This is a genomic window from Bradyrhizobium sp. NBAIM08 (assembly GCF_020193935.1).
Taxonomy (GTDB): Bacteria; Pseudomonadota; Alphaproteobacteria; order Rhizobiales; family Xanthobacteraceae; genus Bradyrhizobium; species Bradyrhizobium yuanmingense.
Genome location: NZ_JADYVR010001122.1, coordinates 1 through 394, shown reverse-complemented (window position 1 = coordinate 394; position 394 = coordinate 1). Strand labels below are relative to the sequence as shown.

The window sequence follows — 394 nt, the reverse complement described above, 5'->3', positions numbered from 1 at the left end:
CTCCGGACCTGCAGCGTATCGGTCGCGAAGAGCGCATTCGCCACGCACCTGGCGACGCCACGGACCTGACCGCCGTAGCCCACGGAGCCGACGTGTGGATCGCATGGGCCGATTCGCGGGAAGCTCCCAACGAGGGCCTTGCGGATATCTACGCAGCCAAGATCGCGGGTCACGATGCCAAGCGCATTGGCGACGAGATCCACGTCCTCGGCTCCGTGGCCCACTCCCACTCGCCCGCGCTGGCGCCCTTTGGCAAAGGCGTGCTGGCGGCCTGGATCGAGCAGGCTCCCGCGGGGGCGAGCGCGGACAACCCGCTGTACGGCGCGGTGACGGTTGCCCTCGACGATGCAGGTCGTCCCATCGGCGAAGGGGCACGCCTCGCAGGGTTGCGTCC

General features: G+C 69.5%; 1 protein-coding gene. It reads left to right on the top strand.

Translation table 11 applies throughout. The features are described from left to right. Positions 1 to 394 (top strand): hypothetical protein (locus I6F37_RS43765; protein ID WP_225154949.1); only part of this gene is annotated, 394 nt, incomplete at both ends.